The sequence below is a fragment of the Neisseria sp. HMSC064E01 genome (assembly GCF_001808875.1).
GTDB classification, from domain to species: domain Bacteria; phylum Pseudomonadota; class Gammaproteobacteria; order Burkholderiales; family Neisseriaceae; genus Neisseria; species Neisseria sicca_A.
Map to the genome: position 1 here is coordinate 46,178 of NZ_KV794943.1, position 2,833 is coordinate 49,010.

The window sequence follows — 2,833 nt, forward strand, 5'->3', positions numbered from 1 at the left end:
CTTGTCCTGATTTAAATTTAATCCACTATACCTGAGCCATTACATTTCAGACGACCTCTTGGCGTTCCAAAGGTCGTCTGAAAACATTAAAATACACACAACATCAAATAAGGAAATCGATTATGAGTGAAGCAGAATTTTCCGACTGGGCAATGAAAATCTGCCTGACCGGACTGGTTATCTTCTTGGGCTTTATCGTTTGGAACTTGGGTAAGGAATCCAAAGCGGGCAAATTCGGCATCGCGATTTTGTTCCTAGTCTTGGGCTTGGGCGTGTTCGGTTTTATTTTCAAAGAAGTGCTGATTAAATTCATCGCCCTGCCTTGAGTTGGTGACGGCGAAATAAGCACAAAGGTCGTCTGAAAACAGCTTAGAAAACAGGGAGAGTATGTTTATGACATCGGGTCTGTTGTTGTGTCTGTTATGGTGTGCAGTAGATATCGTTGCCGTCAATCGAGGATTCGGATTAAACACAAAACAAAGCATTGTCGCCGGTATGGGCCTGTTTGCAGTTCAAATGATCGGGGCATTGTGCGGGGGTGTGGCGGTTGCTCTGGTTGCCGAACCGATTGTCCGCTATTTTTACGGGAACAGTGAGGCTGCAATTGGCATCAGTCTTTTGACGGCTTATGCGTCCGTACCGGTTTTTACTTATCTGGTGGGGTTGTGGTGGCTGAAACAATATCAGCTTCCAAGGATGGAAAAGCCTGATCGTTTGTTTGTCAAAACGGTTGCAGCCGCTCTGCCTTTGGTGCAGGTTATTTTGTTTGTTGTTTCGCTGTTTAACGGTTTATAGTGGATTAACTTTAAACCAGTACGGCGTTGCCTCGCCTTAGCTCAAAGAGAACGATTCTCTAAGGTGCTTAAAGCACCAAGTGAATCGGTTCCGTACTATCTGTACTATCTGCGGCTTCATCGCCTTGTCCTGATAAATTTAATCCACTATAACTACGCCATACATGGAATGAAAAAGGTCGTCTGAAAACCTTAAATCTGGGTTTTCAGACGACCTTTTTGTCTGATGGCTACTGTCTTTATTTGTTGGTGTTCAGATAAAGGTTGATCAGGCGGGTGGTGGAGCTGTCGTGTTTTTGTACGCCGGTTTCGCCGGTTAGCTCGGCGAGGATGGTTTTGGCGAGCTGTTTGCCGAGTTCGACACCCCATTGGTCGAAGCTGTTGATGCCCCAGATGATGCCTTGGACGAAGGTTTTGTGTTCGTACATGGCAATCAGGCTGCCCATGTTGCGGGGGTTGACCTTGTCCATGAGGATGAGGTTGGTCGGGCGGTTGCCGGAGAAGGTTTTGTGCGGAACCAGCTCTTCGATGCGGGCTTCTTCCATGCCTTGTGCTTTGAGTTCGGCGCGGACTTCGTCGGGAGTTTTGCCGCGCATGAAGGCTTCGGCTTGGGCGAAGACGTTGGCGAGCAGGATTTCGTGGTGGCCGCGCAGGTTGCTGCGTTTTTCAAGCGAGGCAATGAGGTCGATCGGGGTGATGTGGGTACCTTGGTGCAGCAGTTGGAAGAAGGCGTGCTGACCGTTGATGCCGGTTTCGCCCCAAATAATCGGGGAGGTTTCGTAGCCGACTGCTTTGCCGTCGAGGGTAACTTGTTTGCCGTTGCTCTCCATGTCGAGCTGCTGGATGAATTTGGGCAGGCGGTGGAGGTGTTGGTCGTAAGGCGCGATGACGTGGCTGCCGCCGCCGTAGTAGTTGATGTACCAGATGCCGATGAGGGCGAGGATGACGGGCATGTTGCGCTCAAGCGGGGTGTTGATGAAGTGTTGGTCCATCAGGTGCGCGCCGTTGAGCATTTCGATGAAGTTTTCTTCGCCCAAATAGAGCATGATGGGCAGGCCGATGGCTGACCAGAGGCTGTATCGTCCGCCGACCCAGTCCCAAAATTCAAACATATTGGCGGTGTCGATACCGAATTCGGCAACGGCTTTTTGGTTGGTGGAGACGGCGACGAAGTGTTTGGCGACGGCGGTTTCATCGCCTGCGTGGTCAAGGAACCATTTGCGCGCGGTCAGGGCGTTGGTGAGGGTTTCTTGGGTGGTGAAGGTTTTGGAGGCGATGATGAAGAGGGTGGTTTCGGGGTGGACTTTGGACAGTACGTCGCGCAGTTGGGAGCCGTCCACGTTGGAGACGAAGTGCATTTTCAGGCGCGGATGTCCGAAGGGTTTGAGCGCGGTACACATCATCAGCGGGCCGAGGTCGGAGCCGCCGATGCCGATGTTGACGATGTCGGTGATGACTTGGTTGGTGTAGCCTAACCAGTTGCCGCTGCGGACTTCGTGTGCGAATTCACCCATGCGCTGAAGGACGCGGTTGACTTTAGGCATGACGTCTTCGCCGTCAACGATGATAGGGGAATTGGTGCGGTTGCGCAGGGCGACGTGGAGGACGGCGCGGTTTTCGGTGGTGTTGATTTTTTCGCCGTGGAACATCTGCTGCATACGCTCGGGTACGCCGGCTTCGCGGGCAAGCTCGGTCAGCAGCGACATGGTTTCGTCGGTGATGCGGTTTTTGGAGTAATCCAGCGTCAGCCCACCGACTTGCAGCCAGTAGCGTTCCGCGCGCTGCGGGTCTTGTTCGAACATTTCGCGCATGTGTTGTTCTTTGGTTTCGTCAAAATGTATCCATAATTTTGACCAAGCCGGTAAGTCGTGAAGGTGTTTCATCGGATGCTCCTGAGGTTGGACGGTTTTGTGGGAAAAACGGCCGCGAGGTCGTCTGAAACGGGAACGGGTGGGTTTCCGTTTTTAGGGTTTGTGGCAAAGGCGGGTTGTCTGCCGTTATTTTTTCTAGTGGATTAACTTTAAACCAGTACGGCGTTG

The 2,833-nt window shown here is 52.0% G+C and carries 4 protein-coding genes; 2 read left to right on the plus strand and 2 right to left on the minus strand.

What is annotated here, in order from left to right:
• Positions 1-122 precede the first annotated feature (122 nt).
• Both HMPREF2572_RS08170 and HMPREF2572_RS08175 read left to right on the plus strand, forming a co-directional pair.
• Entirely contained in the window at positions 123-326 is a 204-nt protein-coding gene (locus HMPREF2572_RS08170) for a DUF2788 domain-containing protein (protein WP_003768561.1), read from the plus strand.
• A gap of 61 nt (positions 327-387) precedes the next feature.
• On the plus strand, positions 388-795 hold the full coding sequence (locus HMPREF2572_RS08175) for a hypothetical protein (protein ID WP_070497596.1): 408 nt from the start codon (positions 388-390) through the stop codon (positions 793-795).
• A 238-nt stretch (positions 796-1,033) separates the two neighbouring features.
• Here HMPREF2572_RS08175 and pgi read toward each other — a convergent pair whose 3' ends face one another.
• Positions 1,034-2,677 carry a glucose-6-phosphate isomerase gene (gene pgi / locus HMPREF2572_RS08180; RefSeq protein ID WP_070497597.1) on the minus strand — a complete coding sequence of 548 codons (1,644 nt, stop codon included), beginning with the start codon at positions 2,675-2,677 and terminating at the stop codon, positions 1,034-1,036.
• A partial coding sequence (locus tag HMPREF2572_RS14865) for a hypothetical protein (protein ID WP_210385299.1) occupies positions 2,625-2,833 on the minus strand: 209 nt, incomplete at its 5' end. The genes HMPREF2572_RS14865 and pgi, both read right to left, overlap by 53 nt.